19 protein-coding genes are annotated in these 18,836 nt (G+C 63.8%); 11 read left to right on the forward strand and 8 right to left on the reverse strand.

What is annotated here, in order from left to right:
* Positions 1 to 2: 2 nt before the first annotated feature.
* From EPO50_RS26620 to EPO50_RS26635, 4 genes are read left to right on the forward strand one after another with little or no spacing between them, the layout of a single operon-like run.
* Positions 3 to 425, forward strand: a complete 423-nt coding sequence (locus EPO50_RS26620) for a DUF1801 domain-containing protein (RefSeq protein WP_296349252.1) — start codon at positions 3 to 5, stop codon at positions 423 to 425.
* Positions 422 to 2,056: an amidohydrolase gene (locus tag EPO50_RS26625; RefSeq protein ID WP_367268065.1), complete on the forward strand. Its 1,635-nt coding sequence runs from the start codon at positions 422 to 424 to the stop codon at positions 2,054 to 2,056. The genes EPO50_RS26620 and EPO50_RS26625 overlap by 4 nt, the downstream gene beginning before the upstream one ends.
* Complete coding sequence (locus EPO50_RS26630) at positions 2,053 to 2,922, forward strand: GTP-binding protein (protein ID WP_296349254.1); 870 nt, start codon at positions 2,053 to 2,055, stop codon at positions 2,920 to 2,922. The genes EPO50_RS26625 and EPO50_RS26630 overlap by 4 nt, the downstream gene beginning before the upstream one ends.
* A gap of 4 nt (positions 2,923 to 2,926) precedes the next feature.
* Positions 2,927 to 3,742 (forward strand): SDR family NAD(P)-dependent oxidoreductase, encoded by an 816-nt coding sequence (locus EPO50_RS26635; RefSeq protein ID WP_296349256.1) that lies wholly within the window; start codon positions 2,927 to 2,929, stop codon positions 3,740 to 3,742.
* Here EPO50_RS26635 and EPO50_RS26640 read toward each other — a convergent pair.
* Together EPO50_RS26640 and EPO50_RS26645 are read right to left on the reverse strand one after the other, a co-directional pair.
* Positions 3,739 to 4,827, reverse strand: coding sequence for an AbrB family transcriptional regulator (locus EPO50_RS26640; protein ID WP_296349259.1), 1,089 nt, complete (start codon positions 4,825 to 4,827; stop codon positions 3,739 to 3,741). The two genes, EPO50_RS26635 and EPO50_RS26640, sit on opposite strands and share 4 nt — an antisense overlap.
* Positions 4,824 to 5,612, reverse strand: a complete 789-nt coding sequence (locus tag EPO50_RS26645; RefSeq protein ID WP_296349261.1) for an NAD kinase — start codon at positions 5,610 to 5,612, stop codon at positions 4,824 to 4,826. The genes EPO50_RS26640 and EPO50_RS26645 overlap by 4 nt, the downstream gene beginning before the upstream one ends.
* A 102-nt stretch (positions 5,613 to 5,714) precedes the next feature.
* On the opposite strand from EPO50_RS26645, the gene EPO50_RS26650 reads away from it, so the two are divergent.
* Positions 5,715 to 6,593, forward strand: coding sequence for a TauD/TfdA family dioxygenase (locus tag EPO50_RS26650; protein WP_296349263.1), 879 nt, complete (start codon positions 5,715 to 5,717; stop codon positions 6,591 to 6,593).
* 7 nt (positions 6,594 to 6,600) lie between these two features.
* Here EPO50_RS26650 and EPO50_RS26655 read toward each other — a convergent pair whose 3' ends face one another.
* Both EPO50_RS26655 and EPO50_RS26660 read right to left on the reverse strand, forming a co-directional pair.
* Positions 6,601 to 7,794 (reverse strand): adenylate/guanylate cyclase domain-containing protein, encoded by a 1,194-nt coding sequence (locus EPO50_RS26655; RefSeq protein ID WP_296349267.1) that lies wholly within the window; start codon positions 7,792 to 7,794, stop codon positions 6,601 to 6,603.
* 56 nt (positions 7,795 to 7,850) lie between these two features.
* Entirely contained in the window at positions 7,851 to 9,659 is a 1,809-nt protein-coding gene (locus tag EPO50_RS26660) for a radical SAM protein (protein ID WP_296349269.1), read from the reverse strand.
* A gap of 295 nt (positions 9,660 to 9,954) precedes the next feature.
* On the opposite strand from EPO50_RS26660, the gene EPO50_RS26665 reads away from it, so the two are divergent.
* Positions 9,955 to 11,205, forward strand: a complete 1,251-nt coding sequence (locus EPO50_RS26665; protein ID WP_296349270.1) for an MFS transporter — start codon at positions 9,955 to 9,957, stop codon at positions 11,203 to 11,205.
* 35 nt (positions 11,206 to 11,240) lie between these two features.
* Complete coding sequence (locus tag EPO50_RS26670; protein ID WP_296349272.1) at positions 11,241 to 12,323, forward strand: lipid A deacylase LpxR family protein; 1,083 nt, start codon at positions 11,241 to 11,243, stop codon at positions 12,321 to 12,323.
* Positions 12,324 to 12,388: 65 nt separating this feature from the next.
* Here EPO50_RS26670 and EPO50_RS26675 read toward each other — a convergent pair whose 3' ends face one another.
* On the reverse strand, positions 12,389 to 13,003 hold the full coding sequence (locus EPO50_RS26675) for a superoxide dismutase (protein WP_296349274.1): 615 nt from the start codon (positions 13,001 to 13,003) through the stop codon (positions 12,389 to 12,391).
* Positions 13,004 to 13,382: 379 nt separating this feature from the next.
* Between EPO50_RS26675 and bfr the strand changes: the two genes are divergently transcribed.
* Positions 13,383 to 13,868, forward strand: coding sequence for a bacterioferritin (gene bfr / locus EPO50_RS26680; protein ID WP_296349276.1), 486 nt, complete (start codon positions 13,383 to 13,385; stop codon positions 13,866 to 13,868).
* A 13-nt stretch (positions 13,869 to 13,881) separates the two neighbouring features.
* Here bfr and EPO50_RS31580 read toward each other — a convergent pair whose 3' ends face one another.
* On the reverse strand, positions 13,882 to 14,082 hold the full coding sequence (locus EPO50_RS31580) for a (2Fe-2S)-binding protein (protein WP_083855952.1): 201 nt from the start codon (positions 14,080 to 14,082) through the stop codon (positions 13,882 to 13,884).
* Between the two features lie 92 nt (positions 14,083 to 14,174).
* Positions 14,175 to 14,609 carry a thioesterase family protein gene (locus EPO50_RS26685; RefSeq protein WP_296349280.1) on the reverse strand — a complete coding sequence of 145 codons (435 nt, stop codon included), beginning with the start codon at positions 14,607 to 14,609 and terminating at the stop codon, positions 14,175 to 14,177.
* A gap of 25 nt (positions 14,610 to 14,634) precedes the next feature.
* On the opposite strand from EPO50_RS26685, the gene EPO50_RS26690 reads away from it, so the two are divergent.
* On the forward strand, positions 14,635 to 15,795 hold the full coding sequence (locus tag EPO50_RS26690) for an acyl-CoA dehydrogenase family protein (RefSeq protein WP_296349282.1): 1,161 nt from the start codon (positions 14,635 to 14,637) through the stop codon (positions 15,793 to 15,795).
* A 6-nt stretch (positions 15,796 to 15,801) separates the two neighbouring features.
* Here EPO50_RS26690 and EPO50_RS26695 read toward each other — a convergent pair whose 3' ends face one another.
* On the reverse strand, positions 15,802 to 17,442 hold the full coding sequence (locus EPO50_RS26695; RefSeq protein ID WP_296349283.1) for an adenylate/guanylate cyclase domain-containing protein: 1,641 nt from the start codon (positions 17,440 to 17,442) through the stop codon (positions 15,802 to 15,804).
* 87 nt (positions 17,443 to 17,529) lie between these two features.
* On the opposite strand from EPO50_RS26695, the gene EPO50_RS26700 reads away from it, so the two are divergent.
* Both EPO50_RS26700 and EPO50_RS26705 read left to right on the forward strand, forming a co-directional pair.
* Positions 17,530 to 17,988 (forward strand): MaoC family dehydratase, encoded by a 459-nt coding sequence (locus EPO50_RS26700; protein ID WP_296349285.1) that lies wholly within the window; start codon positions 17,530 to 17,532, stop codon positions 17,986 to 17,988.
* Positions 17,985 to 18,830, forward strand: coding sequence for a VOC family protein (locus EPO50_RS26705; protein ID WP_296349287.1), 846 nt, complete (start codon positions 17,985 to 17,987; stop codon positions 18,828 to 18,830). The genes EPO50_RS26700 and EPO50_RS26705 overlap by 4 nt, the downstream gene beginning before the upstream one ends.
* Positions 18,831 to 18,836 lie beyond the last annotated feature (6 nt).

The following is an 18,836-nucleotide window of genomic DNA, read 5'->3' on the forward strand; positions in this document are numbered from 1 at the left end:
TCATGAGACGATTCGACGACGCCAAAGTGGCGGCCGTGTTCAAAGCCTATCCGTCACCGGTGCGGTCCGATTTGATGAAGCTGCGCGAGATGATGTTTGGCGTGGCGGCGGCCACACCGGGCGTCGGCAAGCTCACAGAGACGCTCAAGTGGGGGCAGCCCAGCTACCTGACAGAAGAAACCGGCAGCGGCTCCACCGTGCGAATCGACCGGCTGAAGGGCAAGGAAGGCGGTTACGCCATCTACTTCCATTGCCAGAGCGGTCTGGTTGGCCAGTTCCGTGAACTCTATCCCGACAAGTTCGACGTCGAAGGCGAGCGCGCCTTTCACTTTACGACAGGCAAGCGCCTGCCGGTGCGCGAACTGCGCCACTGCATTGGCCTCGCTCTTACCCATCACTCCCGAAAGAAGAAGTCCCGCTCGTGAGCACCATTGTCTATTCGGCCCGCCGCATCCTGACGATGAATCCCAGCCAGCCCTTCGCCACCCATGTCGCGGTGCGCGATGGCCGAATCCTGGGCGCCGGTTCCCTCGATCAGCTCAAAGGCTGGGGCAAGTTCGATCTCGACGAGCGGTTTCGGGACAAGGTGATCCTTCCCGGCTTCGTCGAAGGCCATAGCCATGCCTTCGAGGGCGGTGTGTGGAAGTTCCCCTATGTCGGCTACTTCGATCGCATCAGCCCCGAGGGCAAGCGCTTCAAGGGGCTGAAGAGCATCGAGGAAGTGGTGGCGGCCCTGGCGGCGCACGAAAAGACGCTGGCCAAGGACGTCTCGCTGCTCGCCTGGGGCTTCGATCCGATCTATTTCGGCGGCCGGCGCATGGACCGCAGCGACCTCGACAAGGTTTCGATGGATCGCCCCGTGGTGATCATCCATTCCAACTTCCATGTCGCCAATGCCAACTCGCTGGTCCTCGCCAAGGCCAAGATCACGCGGGACACCAATGTCCATGGCATCGTGAAGGATGCGGCAGGTGAACCGACCGGCGAGCTGCAGGAGATGGCCGCCAAGTATCTGGCCTATCGCGCCGCCGGCGTGGAGCTCTCCGCCATCCTGTCAGACAAGGAGGCTGTGTGGCGCTTCGCCAAGGTGGCGCAGCTCTCCGGCGTGACCACGGCCACCGATCTGCACAACGACCTGCCGGAGAGCACGGTCGAGGGTTACCTCCACGCCACCAACTCGGCGGAGTTCCCGATCCGTATCCTGCCGGCCTTCGCGGCGGGCAGTGTGGCGCCGGCCGATGGCGTGCCGCGGCTGCAGGCGCTGATGAAGAAGAACAATGAGCGGCTGCGGTTCCAGCTCGTGAAGATCGTCACCGACGGCTCGATCCAGGGCCTGTCGGCGCGCATGCGCTGGCCGGGTTACTACGACGGCACGCCCAACGGTGTCTGGAACATCGGTCCCGACGATATCGACCGCATCCTGCTCGCCTATCACAAGGCGGGTTTCCAGGTGCATATCCACACCAACGGCGACGAGGCCTCCGAAGTGGGGATCGAGGCCGTGGAACGGGCGTTGATCGCAGCACCGCGTTGGGACCATCGCCACACGCTGCAACATGCCCAGATGGCCGATGCCGGCCAGTTCCGCCGTATGAAGGCCTTGGGCATGTGCGCCAATCTCTTCGCCAACCACCTCTTCTATTGGGGAGATATTCACTACGCCAAGACATTGGGGCCGGAGCGGGCCGAGCGCATGGATGCCTGCGGGACGGCGCTGGCGACGGGCGTGCCGTTCGCCATCCACTGCGATGCCCCGGTGACGCCGATCGGACCGCTGTTCACCGCCTGGTGTGCGGTCAACCGGCTCACCGCCTCGGGCCGCACCCTGGGAGAGAGGGAGAAGATTTCGGTCGCCGATGCCTTGCGCGCGATCACGCTCGGCGCAGCCTACACGCTGAAGCTCGACGAGGAACTGGGCAGCATCGACGTCGGCAAGCGCGCCGACTTCGCCATCCTCGATGACGATCCGCTGCAGGTGGCGCCGGAGAAGCTCAAGGATGTCGGGGTTTGGGGCACAGTGCTGGGCGGCAAGGTGTTCGAGGCGCCGAAGGCGTGATCCCCTTCACCGTCATTGGTGGCTTCCTGGGGGCCGGCAAGACGACCTTGCTGAACCGCCTGCTGCGCGAGACAGTGGACCGGCGTTTTGCCGTACTGGTGAACGATTTCGGCGCTCTCGATATCGACGGTCGTCTCGTCGCTGAGCATGGCGGCGATACCGTCGCGCTGGCCAACGGTTGCCTCTGCTGCACCATCGGCGACTCGCTGGTGACGACACTTCTCGGTCTGCTGGAGCGCCCAGAGCGGTTCGACCACATCGTGGTCGAGGCGTCGGGCGTGGCCGACCCCGGCCGTATCGCCGATCTGGCGGGGCTGGAGCCCCGGCTCGAGCGTGACGGGGTGATCGTGATGGTCGATGCCGCCGAGGTACGCGAGCGTGCAGCCGACGGCCGTTTGACCGATACGGTGGAGCGGCAGATCCGCGCCGCCGACCTTCTCGTTCTGAACAAGGTCGATATCGCATCCGATCTCGAAGCGACACGCCACTGGCTTTGCCAGCAGGTCACGGCGCCGATCTTCGAGGCTTGCCACGCAAGTGTGCCGCTCGATCTTCTCTTCGGGTTGGATCGCCACGGTGTCACGGCGGACGTGGCGCCCTCCAGCAATTTTGCAAGCTGGTCCTACACGTGGCGTGAGCCGGTGCCGCGCAAGGCGCTGATGGACCTGCTGCGTGATGCCCGGCAGGGCGTGCTGCGCGCCAAAGGCATCGTGCGCTTCGACGATGCGCCGGATCGCCGCTTTACCGTCCATCTCGTCGGTCGTCGGCTCGACGTACGGGACGAAGGTCCGTGGGGCGATATGCCGGACTCGCGGCTCGTGCTGCTGGGGCTCAGGCCCATGCTAGGTTGCCTGCAAAGGGAGTGACGCAATGGCAGGCAGGCTGAAGGACAAGGTAGCGATCGTGGTCGGCGCGGGCTCGAGCGGACCGGGCTGGGGCAACGGCAAGTGCACGGCGGTGACCTTTGCGCGCGAAGGCGCCAAGGTTTTCTGCGTCGATCGCAAGCGTGCCGCCGCCGAGGAGACCGTTGGCCTGATTACCAAGGAAGGCGGCGAGGCCGCAGCCTTCGAGGCCGATGCGTCCAACAATGCCAGCGTGAAGGCGATGGTCGATGCCTGCCTCGCCAAATGGGGCCGCATCGATGTTCTCGACAACAATGTCGGCATCGGCTCGACTGGCGGGCCGGTCGAACTGTCCGAAGATGAGTGGCAGCTCGTCTTCGACGTCAACGTGAAGAGCTTCTTCCTGACCGCCAAGCACGTGCTGCCGGTGATGGAGAAGCAGGGCAAGGGCTCGATCGTGAACGTGAGCTCGATCGCCTCGATCCGCAGCCCCAAGGGCGTATCCTACATCGCCTACAATGCCAGCAAGGGGGCGGTGAATTCACTGACGCTCGCCATTGCCTCGCAGTACGCCGACAAGGGTGTCCGCTGCAATGCGATCCTGCCCGGCCTGATGCATACGCCGATGATCGACTTCCTGGCCGAGCAGTACGCCAAGGGCGAGAAGGACCATAATCAGGCCTACGACAAGATGATCGCCATCCGCGACCGCGCGTCGCCCACCGGCAAGATGGGCACGGGCTGGGATACGGCCAACGCCGCGTTGTTCCTGGCCTCCGACGAGGCAGCTTACGTCAACGGCCACCTTCTGGTCGTCGATGGCGGGATCACCGTCAGGGCCTAATGATCGTGCTTCAGGAATGTCCTGAAGACCAGCGGACCGGTAAAGATGATCAGGAACAGCCGAAACAGGTGATGGGTCGCCACCATGGCGATCTCGATGCCTAGGGCCAGTCCGATCAGGCTCATTTCCGCGAAGCCGCCGGGCGCATAGCTCAGCACGGTGGCGTCGAGGTTGAGGCCGGTGAGCGCCACGGTGATCTTGGCGAAGATCACGGCGCAGCCGATCAGGATCAGGGCGGCGCCGATCGAGGCCGCCATCTCCTTGTGCAGCCGGTCGAGCGCCGCGCCGACGAAGCGGCAACCGATGGCGGTGCCGACCACGACCTGCGCCGCGGCGACCAGAAAGCCAGGGGGCTGGGAATTGGTGAGTCCACCGAGATGCGCCAGTGCACTCACGATCATGGGGCCCATCATGAAGCTCGCCGGCAGGCGCAGCAGGCGGCCCGCGACGGCACCCACGACGCCGCAGGCGATCAGGACGGCATAATCCTTCCAGTCGTTGCCGCTGGGCCCATGCACCATGGCGAGTACGCTGGTTTGTGCGCCGTTCACCAGCCGATACCAGACAGGAATGGTGAGGACGACGGTCAGGATGCGGAGCGCATGGGCGAGGGCAATGGCGCGCTCTTCGCCGCCCATCGCGCCTCCCATGATCGTCATGTCATTCAGCCCGCCCGGCATGGCGGCGAAGTAGCAGGTCGGTTTGTCCCAGTCGGTCGTGCGCCGCAGCCACGCGTAACAAAGCATTGCGCCGGTCATGGTCATGCCGGTGAGCACACAGAGACTGACTGCCCACTCTCCCAGTCGCTGCACGAGTTCGGGTGTGAAGCCTGATCCCAGCAGCACACCCAGGACGATGATCATGCCCTGGCGCAACCGGACCTTCATGCCGATGCGCAAGCCGAAGAACGCGGCAACCGTAGCGAAGACGCAGGCGCCCAGCATCCAGGCCAGCGGCATCTTGAGCCAGTCGAAGACGAAGCCGCCGGCCGTGCCGATGGCGATGGCCAACACCAAGGGCCCATAGCCATCGTGGCCGATCGTCGTCTTCTTCTCCGGCTTGAAAGAGACGTCCTTGCTGCTCAAGGAACGAACTGCTCCTTGAGGATACGCTCCTCGAGGTCGTGCTCGGGATCGAACAGCAAAGTAAGGCGGATGTCGGTCGCCTCGGTCACCGTCACCTTGACGACATTGGCGATCTCGACGGAATCCGCGGCCGCGGCGACGGGCCGCTTGCGCGGGTCGAGGATGGTGAATTCGACACGGCTGGTGCGCGACAGCAACGCGCCCCGCCAGCGCCGCGGACGGAAGGCGTTGATCGGCGTCAGCGCCAGCAGGCCCGCGCCCAGTGGCAGGATCGGCCCATGAGCAGAGAGATTGTAGGCGGTCGAACCGGCGGGCGTCGCCACCAAAACGCCGTCGCAATGGAGTTCGGGTAGGCGTTTCTTGCCGTCGACGGCGACCGCGATGCGAGCAGTCTGGCGGCTGGACCGCAGCAGCGACACCTCGTTGATCGCCGTGACTTCGGTGGCCCGGCCGCGGGTGTTGATCGCGATCATGCGCAGCGGGTTCAGCGTCACCTGGCGCGCTTTCTTCAGGCGATCCAGCAGGCCGATTTCCCTGTAGGTGTTCAGCAGGAAGCCGACCGTGCCGAGGTTCATGCCATAGATCGGCTTCAGCCGGCGCATGTTGTGATGCAGGGCCTGCAGCATCAGCCCGTCGCCGCCCAGTGCCACGACGATATCGGCGTCGGCCGTCGTCACTTTGCCATAGCGTTTTTCCAGCCGCGCCTTGGCTTCCCGGGCGGGTGGGGTGGCAGCGCTGACGAAGGCGAGACGGGGCGGGGGCGACGAAGAGGAGCGAACGGCCATCGGGTGTCAGCAATGCCTAGGGTGCAGGGTTCTTACTATAGCCGGCCCTTGGGACGTTGCGATAAAATCCCGGCCAGAAAGATAACCGCGAGGAGGAACGCGATGGAGCTGGTTCCACTGGGACCCGGATTCGGAGTCGAGGTGAAGGGCGTCAGCCTGCTGGATGTCGCCATCGACGCCGAGGCCTACAAGGCTGTGCGTACGGCGTTCGAGACTCATTCCCTCCTTGTGTTCCGCAATCAGACAATCGCCGATGACATTCAGGTGGCCTATAGCCGCGCCTTCGGGCCGCTCGAGCTCACTAAGGCCGCTTCGGTGGGCGCCAACAGCTTCTATTCCCGCCTGACCAATGTCGGACCGCAGGGCGAGATCGTGCCGCTCGATCATCGTCAGGTGCTGGTCGCGAAGGCGAATGCCCTTTGGCACACCGATTCGTCGTTCAAGAAGACGCCGGCGCTGGCGTCGGTCCTGACGGCGCGCGTTCTGCCGGGTGAGGATGGCGACACCGAATTCACCTCGACACGGCTTGCCTGGGAGCGACTGCCGCCGGATTTGCAGAACCGGCTGAAGAATGCCGTGGCTACGCACTCCTATGCCAACAGCCGCGACCAGATTCACCCTGACCTCGCCAATGCCGAGGAGCGCAAGGCGCTGCCGCCGGTGCGCTGGCGGATGAACTGGCGCAATCCGAGCAACGACCGGCGCGCCCTCTATGTCGCGAGCCACGCCTACGCGATTGACGGCATGGACGATCGTGACGCGCGCCAGCTCCTGGCGCAGCTTCTCGACGAGGCGACACGGCCGGAGTTCGTCTACACCCACAAGTGGCGGACCGGCGATGCCGTCATGTGGGACAACCGGGCCATGCTCCATCGGGGCCGTCCCTGGGACTACACCAAGGAACGCTCGATGGTGCGCACCACCATTTCCGCGACCGAGGCCGATGGCCTCAACGAAGTGAAGCCGCCGGTCCTGCACTAGCGAGGGCTCAGCCCGGCATGTCGCCCAGCCGATAGACCATCTGCGGCTGGTCGATATCCTTCAGGGTATGCCGCCCGAGCGGCTGAACGGCGTCGCGAGGCAGCAGTTCCGCGACCGCCTGTGACAGCACGATCGGGCAGCCCGCGACGGTCGTGATCTTTTCCAGTCGCGCGGCGTAGTTCACCGCCGGGCCGATCACCGTAAAGTCGAGCCGCCGGCTGGCGCCGATATTGCCGAACATCACCTCGCCGAGGTGGAGCGCCAGGCCGAATTTCAAGGTCTGTTCGCCGGTCGCGACTCGGCAACCGTTCAACACGGCAATCGACTGAGCAGCCACGGAAGCCGCGTGCACGGCACGGCTCACCGTCGCCGCCCGCCCGGCCGGATCGGGGATGGGCAGCATCGCCAGCATGGCATCGCCCATGAACTTCAGGATCTCGCCACCGGCCGACGTGACGGCGGCGCCCATGGCGCCAAAATAGTCGTTGAGCAGGCAGATGACGGAGTCGCGTGGCAGGACGTCCGAGGTGCGCGTGAAGCCGCGCAGGTCGCAGTACCAGATCACGGCCTCGATCGTCTGGCCTTCGCCGCGCTTCACTTCGCCGGCCAGAATGCGCTCACCGGCGGCGCGGCCGACATAGGCGTCGAGCAGGTTGGTTGCGGTATCGCGCAATGAGTGCGTCTCGACGATGCGCGTGAAGGCGAAGTGGAGCAGATACAGGCGATCGAGGTCGCTGCCGGTGAAGCCGCCCGGCCGGTCCGAAACGATGCTGAGCGCATCGATATGGCCGCCGGTGAAGAAGAGAGGCAACGCCACATAATCCGTCGCACCCTCGCTCTTGAGCTGGCGTAGCACGGGAGCCTGCGGCTCCTCGCCTTCGAGCCGGAAGCGGAAGATCTTGCGATGCTCGTAGACGGCCGGCAGCGGGTTGTCGCGATAGTCGGCGCCAGCCTGGAAGCCATGCGGGACCGAGTCCACTTCGACACCACGGCCCCGTCGCCAGAAATAGCCCTTGCCCGAGAATTCGGGGTGCAGGGTGCGCTGGAAGTAGGCGAGCCGGTAGAGCGGCAGCCCGGCCGCCACGATCTGCTCCCCGGTGGCGGCGATCAGTTCGGTCGTGTCGGTGATCCGGTAGGCTTCGGTGACGAACCAATGAGCCAGCGGATCGTCATAGACGCGGGACAGGGTCTCTTCGTCCATGCCTCATCATACAGCCAGCCGGCAGGCGGGCCTATCGGCACGGGGTGGAGAGCCGGTTATTCGGCTGCAGCGAGACGCTGATTCTGCTGGGCCGCAATCTTGGCGCGGGCCAGATCTTCGCCGCGACGCTTGTTGACGGCCGCACCGCCCCCCGCCGTGTCGGCGAACAGCGAGAGCTTGTCCATATCGTCGTCCATGACCGGCTGTAGCGCGAGATCGGTGTATTCGTGGCGCTTGGGGTCGTTCTTGACCTTCTGGCCGATGCGCCAGCCCTGCCAGGCCAGGCGGCCGTAGATCTTGAGCTTCCGCACGGTTTCGAGTGCCAGCTTCCAGTGGAACACGCCGACCGACTCGATCGGCATGCCATAGCGGCGATCGCGGCGGTACTTCATGCGCACCACGCCGCCTTCGAGCGGATGGACTCCCTCAGCCTCGAACATGATCTTGAACATGGTCATGAACTGGGCCGGCTCGGCCGGGTTGCGGCCAGGAATCGAGCCATGGCGCTTGGCCACTGTCTCGATATGCTCGGGCGTGTAGTAGGTGCGCCAAGCGTCGCGGTAGGTCTGCTCGTACTCCGCATCGCTCATCTTCGGATGATGCACGACGCGGTGATGGAGGTCGTACTTGTTGAGGTCCGGGTCCATCCACACGCCCTGCTTCCAGAGCGTCTGATGGTCCTCGGAACCGGGCAGCGGCGTGAGCATGAACAGCTCGAGGATGTCGAGCGGCAGCTCCTTCTTGATGATCTCCATGTCGCGCAGGATCGATTCGCGCGTATCGCCAGGGAAACCCAGGATGTAGCCCGCCCAGGTCGAGGCACCGCTGGTGTGCCAGGCCTGCAGCATCTTGCGATATTCAGTGATCTTGTTCTGGCGCTTCTTGGCAGCGAGCAGATTGTCCGGGTTGACGTTCTCGAGCCCGATGAACACGCGATAGACGCCGGCCCAGCGCGCCTTATGGATGAAGTTCGGGATGCGATGGCACTGGGTGTCGACCTGGATGATCAGCGACACGCAGATGCCTTCGTTCTCGCGCAGCTCGATCAGCCGGTCGAAGAAGGCTTCCCAATGCTTGTTGCGGGCCATGTTGTCGTCGGTGATGAAGAACGACGTGATGCCCTGCTTGTAGTTCTCGCGGACGATCGCCTCGAGGTCGTCGGGCGTGCGGAAGCGGCTCTTGCGGCCCTGCACGTTGATGATGGTGCAGAACGAGCACTGGAACGGGCAACCGCGGCCGAGGTCGAAGCTCGACTTGCGACCCTCGTTGCGCGCCAAGGCTGCCGGCGGCAGATGCGGCGTCGGGGCCGCTTCGATGCCCGGCAGATCGTTCATGTAGTTGTAGAGGGGCTTCAGCGTGCCGTTCCAGGCATCGAGCAACACTTCGTCGAGCCGGCCTTCCTCGGCTTCGCCCGCATAGATCGAGACGCCCATGTCCATCGCCGCCTGGATCTCCGGCGGGATGACGGGAAGCATTGAGAGGCAGCCGGCGGCATGGAAGCCGCCCATCGCGACCGAGAAGCCGCCTTTGATGAACTGGCGGGCGAGATCGGTTGCGCGCGGGAACTGATTGCTCTGTACGCCGACTAGGCAGATCAGCGCCTTGTCGCCGCTGCGCTTGAGGTCGCGCATGATGCGATCGGCGCGTACGCGCGTGTTGGTCTCGTCGAAAGGCTTGATGACGATGTCGACATCCGCGCCCAGGACCTGACGCTGGCGGCAATCAGCTCCAAGGCCGTAAAGAGCGGCCAGGGTGTTCGACGGAATATGCGATCGCAACCATGTGATCGGATAACCATCGTCGTCGTAGTGCGTCGGCTTGATCAGAATTAGCTGAAAAGTCGTCCGGGTCACAACACCGCCCATCGCGGATTTCTCCAAGCCAAAAACCCGCGTGCGGCCCACAGTGCGCTTCTACCGCTTGACGGCATCTCCTGCACAATGCTCTGAGCGGCCTCGCAACGCAACTGCGAGAATACAGTTTCGCACCGAGTCTCTCGGAATAGAGGCACAAGCTTTGGGGTTTTTGGGCCCTAAGCCTGCCCATTAGTGCCTAAGGGCCATGCCAAGGAGATTATTGCAGTCTGTGACCTGAAAGCGCAGCCTGACCTGCCCCGAGCGTCCTGGAGACAAAAACGCAGGGGGAGGGAACGAATAAGACGTGAGTTTCATCGCGCGTGTGCCGGCGCTGGCACCCTTCCGGATCCGTAGTTTTCGCTTCCAGTGGCCTTCCGATCTCCTTGCCTCCTGGGCCTTCGAGATGGAAAGCGTCATCTTGGGCTGGTTCGTCCTGGTGGTGACGGACTCGGTCCTGGCGTTGGCCGTCTTCGGCTCCCTCCAGTTCCTGGGCACGCTCATTTCGCCGCTGTTCGGCATGGCAGGAGACCGCATCGGCAATCGCACCGTCCTGCTGCTGATGCGGTTCACCTATCTGGTGCTGGCGTCGGCCCTGATGGTTCTCTTCCTGGCCGACCTCGCCAGTCCGGTGCCGGTCTTTGCGCTGGCCACGATCATGGGGTTGGTGCGGCCGTCGGACATCACCCTGCGTAACCTGATCGTCGGCGAGACCATGCCGGCCGATTATCTGATGCGCGCCATGGGCGTGTCCCGCACCACGGCCGATTCGGCGCGCGTCGTTGGAGCCCTGTCTGGAGCAGCGCTGGTGGCAGCGCTTGGGTCGGGCCAGGCCTATATCGCGGTCTGCGGCGTCTATGCGGTGTGCCTCGCGCTCACCTTCGGCGTCGGCATCCGGCGCGTGCGCGTCCTGGGTGAAAGTGAAGTGGTGCTTTCGCCACTACGCGCACTGCGCGAGGGCTTCGCCTATGTCTGGTCGACGCCAGTCGTGCGCGCTGTGATGCTGTTGGCCTTTCTGGTGAACTTCGCAGCCTATCCGCTGGTTGGCTCATTACTGGCTTATGTCGCCAAGGACATCTACGGCCTCGACCAGACGGGACTGGGGTGGTTGATCGCGAGCTTCGCCGGCGGCGCGCTGGCGGGCTCGATCACCATCTCGCTGTATGGCGCCCATGTCAGGCCTGCGCGCACCATGCTCGTCTGCACGGTGATCTGGCTGTCCCTCAATCTTATCTTCTCGTGGATCACGACGCCGCTTGCCGGAGAAGCGGTTCTGTTCGTTGCTGGCTTCGCGCAGAGCTTTTGCATGATCCCGATGGCGGTGATCCTGCTCAGGGTCACCAATCCTGCGCTGCGAGGGTGCGTCATGGGTGTGCGCATGCTTGCTGTCTACGGGCTGCCCATGGGCCTGCTGTTGTCAGGGCCGATCGTCGAGCGGGTGGGTTTTGCCACCACCGGCACGCTCTACAGCGTCCTCGGCATCGTGTTCACCTTGGCGATCGGTCTCTACTGGCGATCCGAACTCTGGGATCGCGCTGCCCCCGTGAACGAAAGGTAGCGGCAACCTGCTCGACTGCCCGGCGTTTTCCCGGGATGAAACGCCGCTTCGTCAACGCCGCGGTGCCGATGCTGGCTGCTTTCATCGCCACTACGGCTCCTGCGATCGCCCAGTTAATCCCTCCGTCGGCGACCGAAGATGAGCGGCGCAGCATTTACACGATCCAGATTGAAAACGATGTTTTCAATCGCATCCGGCCCTCCGATCGCGACTATACGAGCGGCGTGCGGGTCGGCTGGCTGTCGCCCGCGATCACTGAAATGTCGCCGGGCTTCGTGGCCCTCACCACCGTGCCGACCTTCCTCGGTGAAGCTACTCCCGACTCGGTGATCCGCCGCTTCGCGCTCTCGATCGGCCAGGCGATGTACACACCCGAGAACGTGTTCACCTCGCAGCCGATCTATAACGATCGCCCTTATGCGGCCTGGCTCTATGCGAGCTTCGCCTTGCAGTACACTTACAAGCGCCACGATCCGAAGACGGGTATCGACGAGCCGATCCGGCTCGACACGCTTCAACTCGATGTCGGCGTTATCGGTCCCGCGGCTGGCGGCGAGTTCGTGCAGAACAACTTCCATACGCTGATCGGCGTCGCGAAAAGCTACGGTTGGGCCAATCAGCTCCACAACGAGCCGACCCTCGGACTCTCCTTCGAGCGGCGCTGGCGCACCGGCCGCGCGGTGCTGATCGAGGATCCCAAGCTCGAAGTCGATTTCATTCCGCGCATCGGCGCGTCGCTCGGCAATGTCGCGACCTACGCCGGTGTCGGGGGCACGGCGCGCATCGGCAAGAATCTGCGAGACGATTTCGGCCCGACACGCGCCCGGCCGGCTTTGCCAGGCTCGGAGGCGTTCATCGGTGATGGTAGTTTCGGCTGGTATTTGTTTGCCGGCTTCGACGGCACGGCTGTTGCGCGGAATATCTTTCTCGACGGCAACACGGACGGGAACAGCCTGCGCGTCTCGCATCGGCCGTTTGTCGGCGAGCTGCAGTTCGGGCTCGCTATTCTCTATCGTGGAGTGCGCCTGTCCTACACGCAGGTGCTGCGGACGCCGGAATTCTTCGAACGCGAGCGCTTTCAGCAGTTCGGCTCGCTCAATCTGACATTTCGCTACTGAGTAGGGATCGGAATTGGGTCCGGCCGGACGAGACCTCGCTTGGTTCCTTCCGGCCGGACACTGGCTTAGCCGAGGTTCTTTTCGGCAAACGACCAGTTCGCGAGCTTGTCGAGCCAAGCTTGGATGTGGTCGGGGCGACGGTTTTGGAAGTCAAGGTAGTAGGCGTGCTCCCAGACGTCGGCGACCAGGAGCGGCGTGCCGCCATGGGCGATCGGCGTATCGGCGTTCGCAGTGGTCTCGATCTTGAGCTTGCCGTCCTTGCCCTTCACCAACCAGGCCCAGCCGCTACCGAACTGGCCGACGGCCGCCGCCTTGAAGGCCGCCTTGAAGGCATCGAGGCCGCCGAAGCTGTCGTCCAGCGCGGCTTTGATCTTGCCGGTGGGCGCACCGCCCTTGGGCGACATCGAATCCCAATAGAAGGTGTGGTTCCAGATCTGGGCAGCGTTGTTGAAGATCGCCTTGCCCTTCTCGTCCTTGGCCGACTTCTTGATGACGTCCTCGAGCGACAGCTCGGCATAGTCCGTGCCGGCCGCCAGCTCGTTCAGCTTGTCGACGTAAGCCTTGTGATGCTTGCCGTAGTGGAACGAGATGGTGTTGGCGGACACGACCGGCGCCAGCGCGTCGTCAGCGTAGGGCAGCGGCGGCAAGGTGAAATTGGGCTTGGCTTTGTCGAGAGGCATGACGCGTATCCTTACGGCTGGCCCGGAATCTCCCGGGCGGGCGGCGTTCAACATGAACGTTCTGAATCATATGACGTCGCGGATGGCTATGACGTTGCGGTTTTCACCGCAACCTGGGTGAAAAGGTCGCGTTTGCCATAGTGCTGGTCGGGTTTTACCGCCGAGAAATTTCGCGGCGGAGATGGTGCTTGTCACGGTGTGTTGGACGGTCGACGACCGCCAGAAACGGGCTCCGCACAGCAAGTGAGAACCAGTTGCTCGTTCATGAGGTGTTAAGCGCAGTTTTTTCAGCGAACGGTTATTACTTGCGCACTCTTCGGTTGCGTCGCCTGTTTCCATGAGTATCTGTAAGAACCTACTCAATCAGAGGAGGTTCGCCGTGAAAGGCAATCAACAGATCATCGCCGAACTGAACAAGCTCCTGAAGAACGAGCTGACGGCGATCAATCAGTACTTCCTCCACGCCCGTATGATGAAGCACTGGGGCTTCGACCGTCTCGGCAAGAAGATCTACGAAGAGTCGATCGGTGAGATGAAGCACGCCGACAAGCTCATCCAGCGCATCCTTCTGCTCGATGGCCTGCCCAACCTCCAGGATCTCGGCAAGCTGGCGGTCGGGGAGACGGTGTCCGAGTGTCTAGCGGCCGATCTCAAGCTTGAGACCGCGGCGCGTACGGCGCTGGTCGCGGCCGTGACTCTTTGCGAGACGTCTAAGGACTATGTCAGCCGCGAGATCGTGGTCGATATTCTCGAAGATGCCGAGGAGCACATCGACTTCCTCGAAACGGAGATCGGCCTGTTCGAGAAGGTGGGCGAGCAGAACTACCTGCAGACCCAGATCGGCGAGGGCAAGGAATCAAGCTGACGAGCGGGGCTCGTCAGTCTGCGGCGAGCAGGGTCTGAGTGGTCCGCTCGTGGGCGATGGTGTGAGCAATACGCTCGCGCATGTCGCAGGCGCAGGTCCCGCATTGGGGGCTCTTGCCGCAGGCCCGGAAGACGTCAGAGGGGCGACGGGCTCCTGCCCGGACGGCAGCGTCGACTTCGCGTTCCCGAATAGCCTTGCAGATGCAGATGTACATGCCTGGCGGCGTTCCCGTGCTCTTGCGACTTACTCGCAGACGCAAAGATAGGGGGCCGTTCCTGGCCGGTCAAGTATGGCCGGCAAACCGGCCTAAAAGCCCTTTAAACGGTACTTTTCCAGCTTTTCCCGCAAGGCGTCCCCAATCGGGTGGGGCGCCTTGCCCTTGAGTCGGACCATGGTCATTTCAGCGGCCACGATGCAGAGGTCGTCCTTGAAGGCAGCGGAAGCGACCGTGACCGAGCTGGTGCCGACCTTCAGGACACCTGTTCCGAGCTCGATCTGGCCAGGCCAATGCGACTCGGCCAGGAAGCTCACCGTCATGCCGGCCGAGATGCCGCGGACGCCATCGTCGCCACGCTGCATCATGCCCATGTCGCGGCTGAAGGTGAGCCTGGCCGTCTCGAGATAGGCACAGAGCGCCACGTTGTTGATGTGGCCGGCGGCATCCTGGTCGGAGAAGCGAACGGTGTCGCTGCACCAGTGCGGATAGATCGAGCGATCTTGCAAACGTTTGTCGCGTGACATGGCCGGAGTGTAGCATTCCGCCGCAATGGCACACCCGATCTTCACCGAAGAACATGACCTCATCCGCGCCCAGCTCCGGCGCTTCGTCGACGAGCGGGTGAAGCCGCACGGCCCGAAATGGGAGGAGGCGGGGTTCGTGCCGCGCGACGTGCTGGCGCAAATGGGTGAGCTTGGCTTTTTCGGCCTGCGCGTGCCCGAAGCGTTAGGGGGAGCAGGGCTGGATGCGCGGGCGTCGGTAGTACTGGCGGAGGAGGTCGGACGATCGACCCATGGTGGCTTCGCCATCACCGTGCTGGTCCATACCGATATGGCGAGCCCGCACCTCGTCCGCTTCGGCACCAAGCGGCAGCTTGAGAAGTATCTGCCCGGAATCATTGCGGGGAAGAGCATCACTGCCGTCGGCGTCACCGAGCCCGGCGCGGGATCGGACGTTGCCGGCATCCGCACGCGCGCCGTGCGCGATGGCAATCACTACGTCCTGAACGGCGCCAAGATGTTTATCACCAATGGCGTGCATGGCGATCTCTACTTCATCGCCGCCAAGACCGATCGCGAGGCCAAGGGCTCGCGCGCCATTACCATCTTCATCGTCGAGAAGGGCATGCCGGGCTTCAAGGTTGGCCGCGCGCTGGACAAGACCGGCTGGCGCAGCTCCGACACCGCCGAGCTGATCTTCGAGGATTGCCGTGTGCCGGCGGAAAACGTGCTAGGCGAGGAGAATCGCGGCTTCTATTCGATCATGGCCAACTTCCAGACCGAACGGCTGGTGATCGGCGCCATGGCAATGGCGGAGGCGCGCGAGGCCATCCGTCTGACCTTCGATCATGTCAGCCAGCGCACCGCCTTCGGCAAGCCGCTTTGGGACAAGCAGGCGATCCGCCAGCGTCTGTCACGGCGGCTGGCCGAGGTCGAGGCGGCGCGCCAGCTCGTTCATCACACGGCCTGGCTCGATGCGCAGGGCGCGGACTGTGTCGCGCAGGTATCTATGGTGAAGGCACTGGCGGGCGATCTCGTGAACGAGGTGCTCTACGACTGTGTGCAGTTCCACGGCGGCATGGGCTTCGTGCGTGAGACGGCGGTCGAACGCATGTCCCGCGACGCTCGTGTGCAGGCGATCGGCGGCGGTGCTTCCGAGGTCATGCTGGAGGAAATCGCCAAGCGCTTCGGCCAAGCCCTGGCCGATTGACGAGCCCTAATTCGGAGCGACCCGGAACGGCCCGATGGAGTTGATGGCGCAGTCCAAGCCACCGCTCTGAGTGCAGATACGCAAGGCCTCTGCAGTTGCCTCGCTCTCGCTGGTCTTGCCGCTCACGATCCCCACGCGGCCATTGCTAGAGAGCGCGAGAGCCCGCCAGTCATTGGCGATCAGATACTGGTCGAGAGCCTGACGCTGATCCGGCGTGATGCTCCCAATATCCTGCGGGATGAGGACATTGACGGGACGCATGGTCTGCGGTGTGCGCACGAGTGTTTCATTATTCAACGCGTAGACGACGCAGGGCCGCCCCGTCAGGTGGCCGCAGATCTGCAGGTTGCGCCGGATGGCATCCTGGTCGTTCTGGCTCGGCGTCCACCAATCGAAGCGATTGTGTCCCAGGACAAGCGCCCGGCTGCGATCCGATTTCAAATAGTGTTCTTCGAGGTTCTTGCGCGCCGGCGCGTTGATCAGCGGCGCCGTTGCCGGATCGAAGGGGATCGGCGGGTTGGGACGCGCCGCCGGGACGTAAGGGGGCGGCGGCATCGCGGGCGATCGGAACGACCAGACAACATCGTTGCCCACGGCGTAGATCATGCAGCGGTCATAGTCGCGCATGACCGGCACGTCGCGCTGGACGGCCTTGTTGCATTCTTCGAGGGCAACGCGTCGGGCCGTGGCGTCATCGATGCGGCGGGTGGCCATGGCGAAGATGCCTCGGACGTTCAGTGCGAACGCCTTCGAGTCGGCGGCGCTGGCATAGCTCTCGAGTGCCCGTGACCGGAAGTCGGGAACGAAAGGCACCTCTTTTGGCACGAACGAGCGAGGTTGGGGTGCCGCGGTAGCGGCAGGCGGCGGCGTTGCAGCGGGCGTGGTCGCCGAAGCAGCAGGCGGGACCGCCGCGACTGAGGCGGGCGGAGTGGGAACAAGTGTGGCGGAGGTCGGCTGGGCCGTCTGCGCCGCGCCCGAGGTGGGCCCCTGACGCAGATAGAAGGTGCCCCCGATCGCGACGATGGCCAAGGCGGTGACGATGCCGCCGACCAGCAGGACGCGCGATCGCGGGCTGGCCTTGGCCGCCTCATGCGCCGGGTGAGGCGGTGTAGGCTTGCCGCCATCGAGGGTCAGCCGATAGGCATGGATCGGCCGTGGGATATTCTTGACATGCTGGTCGCCGATATCCTCGGCGCCCAGCATCAGCTTGCCGGTGATCTGTTCGTAGACTGAGGACGACACACAGATGCCGCCCGTCGTAGCAATCGATTCCAGCCGCACCGCGACGTTGACGGCATCGCCCATCAGATCGTCGCCGCTCTCGACGATGTCACCGAGGTTGATGCCGATGCGTAAGTTGAGTTGGTCGTTCTCGCCGGACGTCGCGTTGGCCGAACGCATGGCCTCTTGAATTTCGAGAGCAGCGCGGACGGCCTCGACCGGACTCGCGAATTCGGCGAGCAACCCGTCGCCCGTCAACTTGAAGACGCGGCCGCGATGATGACGGATGAGTGTGCCGGCGATATCCATGCGCGCACCGAGCAGCGCCAGCGCATGCTCCTCATCACGCGCCGACATGGTGCTGAAGGCCACGACATCGATCGCGATGATCGTGGTCAGCCGCCGGACAAGGTTTGTATCGCTCATCGGTTCTGTGCTCCGCCAGCAGGCTACCACAGCAGGCGGCGGAGGACATGCTTGCGTGGCGGCCGCCGCTCTGCGAAGACCGGGGCCATGCAGTCCGAAAACCCCCGCTATTGGGAAGATTACGACGTCGGCACGAAGTACCCCTTGGGTTCGACCAGCTTCACAGCCGACGAAATCGTCGACTTCGCCCGCCAGTTCGATCCGCAGAGTTTCCATATCGATGCCGAGGCCGCCAAGGCGTCGCTGTTTGGTGGACTCATCGCCTCTGGCTGGCATGTCGCCGCCAAGCTGATGCGGCTGTTCGTCGATAACTACATCGACAAGCGCACGGCGCTGGGCTCGCCGGGCCTCGACGAATTGCGCTGGCTGAAGCCGGTACGGCCAGGCGACACGCTGACCGCATGGGTCGAGTGCGCATCCAAGGTGCCGTCGAAGAGCCGGCCCAACATGGGTGTCATCCATGAGCATTGGAGCGCCACCAACCAGAACGGTGAACTGGTGATGACGGCCAAGGGGATCAACATGGTGCGCCGGAGGCCGGCATGAAGCAGCCGGTAAAAGGTCTCGACCATGTCGTGGTCATGGTCGACGGTATCGATGCTGCCGAGGCGGCCTACACCAAGCTCGGCTTCCAGGTTCAGCCGCGTGGCTTTCACAAGAAGCTCGGCACGGCCAACCATCTCATGATCTTCGACACCGACTATTTCGAGATTCTGGGCATCGTCGAAGATACGGAATTCAACGCCGAGCGGCGGGAATGGCTGAAGGCAGGTGGCGGGCTTGCCAACGTGGCGCTGGCGACCGACGGCGCTGACCTCGCTTTCGAGGCCTTCAAGGCCGCCGGGCTCAATCCCGACGAGCCGCTGTCGTTCGATCGGGCCGTCGAGATCGACGGCAAGACGGAGCAGGCCAAGTTCCGCACAGTGCGCGTGCCCAAGACCAACATGCCGGTGGTCGGTTTCTTTGTCTGCGACCACCTCACGCCGCAGTTCGTCTACCGGCCGGAATGGGCGAAGCATCCCAACGGCGCTCGGGGCATCCTGGGCGTTACGGTGATCGCAGAGCAGCCGACGAAATGGGCGCCGGAACTCGAGAAGTACTTCGGCGAGGGCTCGACCAAGCGCGAAGGCGAGGGGCTGGTGGCCAACACGGGGACCCAGCCGATCCACTATCTTTCGCGCAAGGACTACCTGGCGCGTTATCCCGGCGTCACGCCGGTTCGGCCGGGCGACCATCCGGCGCTGCTGAGCGTGCGCGTCGAGAACCTCGCGGCCTGCGAGGCATTGCTGAAGAAGAACGGCGTAAAGCTGCTGAAGCCCGATTCCGGCCGCCTGATCGTGCCGCCGTCGGAGGCCGCCCATCTCACTCTCGAATTTGCGGAGCGTTAGTCTTTC

Origin of the sequence: Reyranella sp. (assembly GCF_004297405.1) — a bacterium.
GTDB lineage: Bacteria > Pseudomonadota > Alphaproteobacteria > Reyranellales > Reyranellaceae > Reyranella.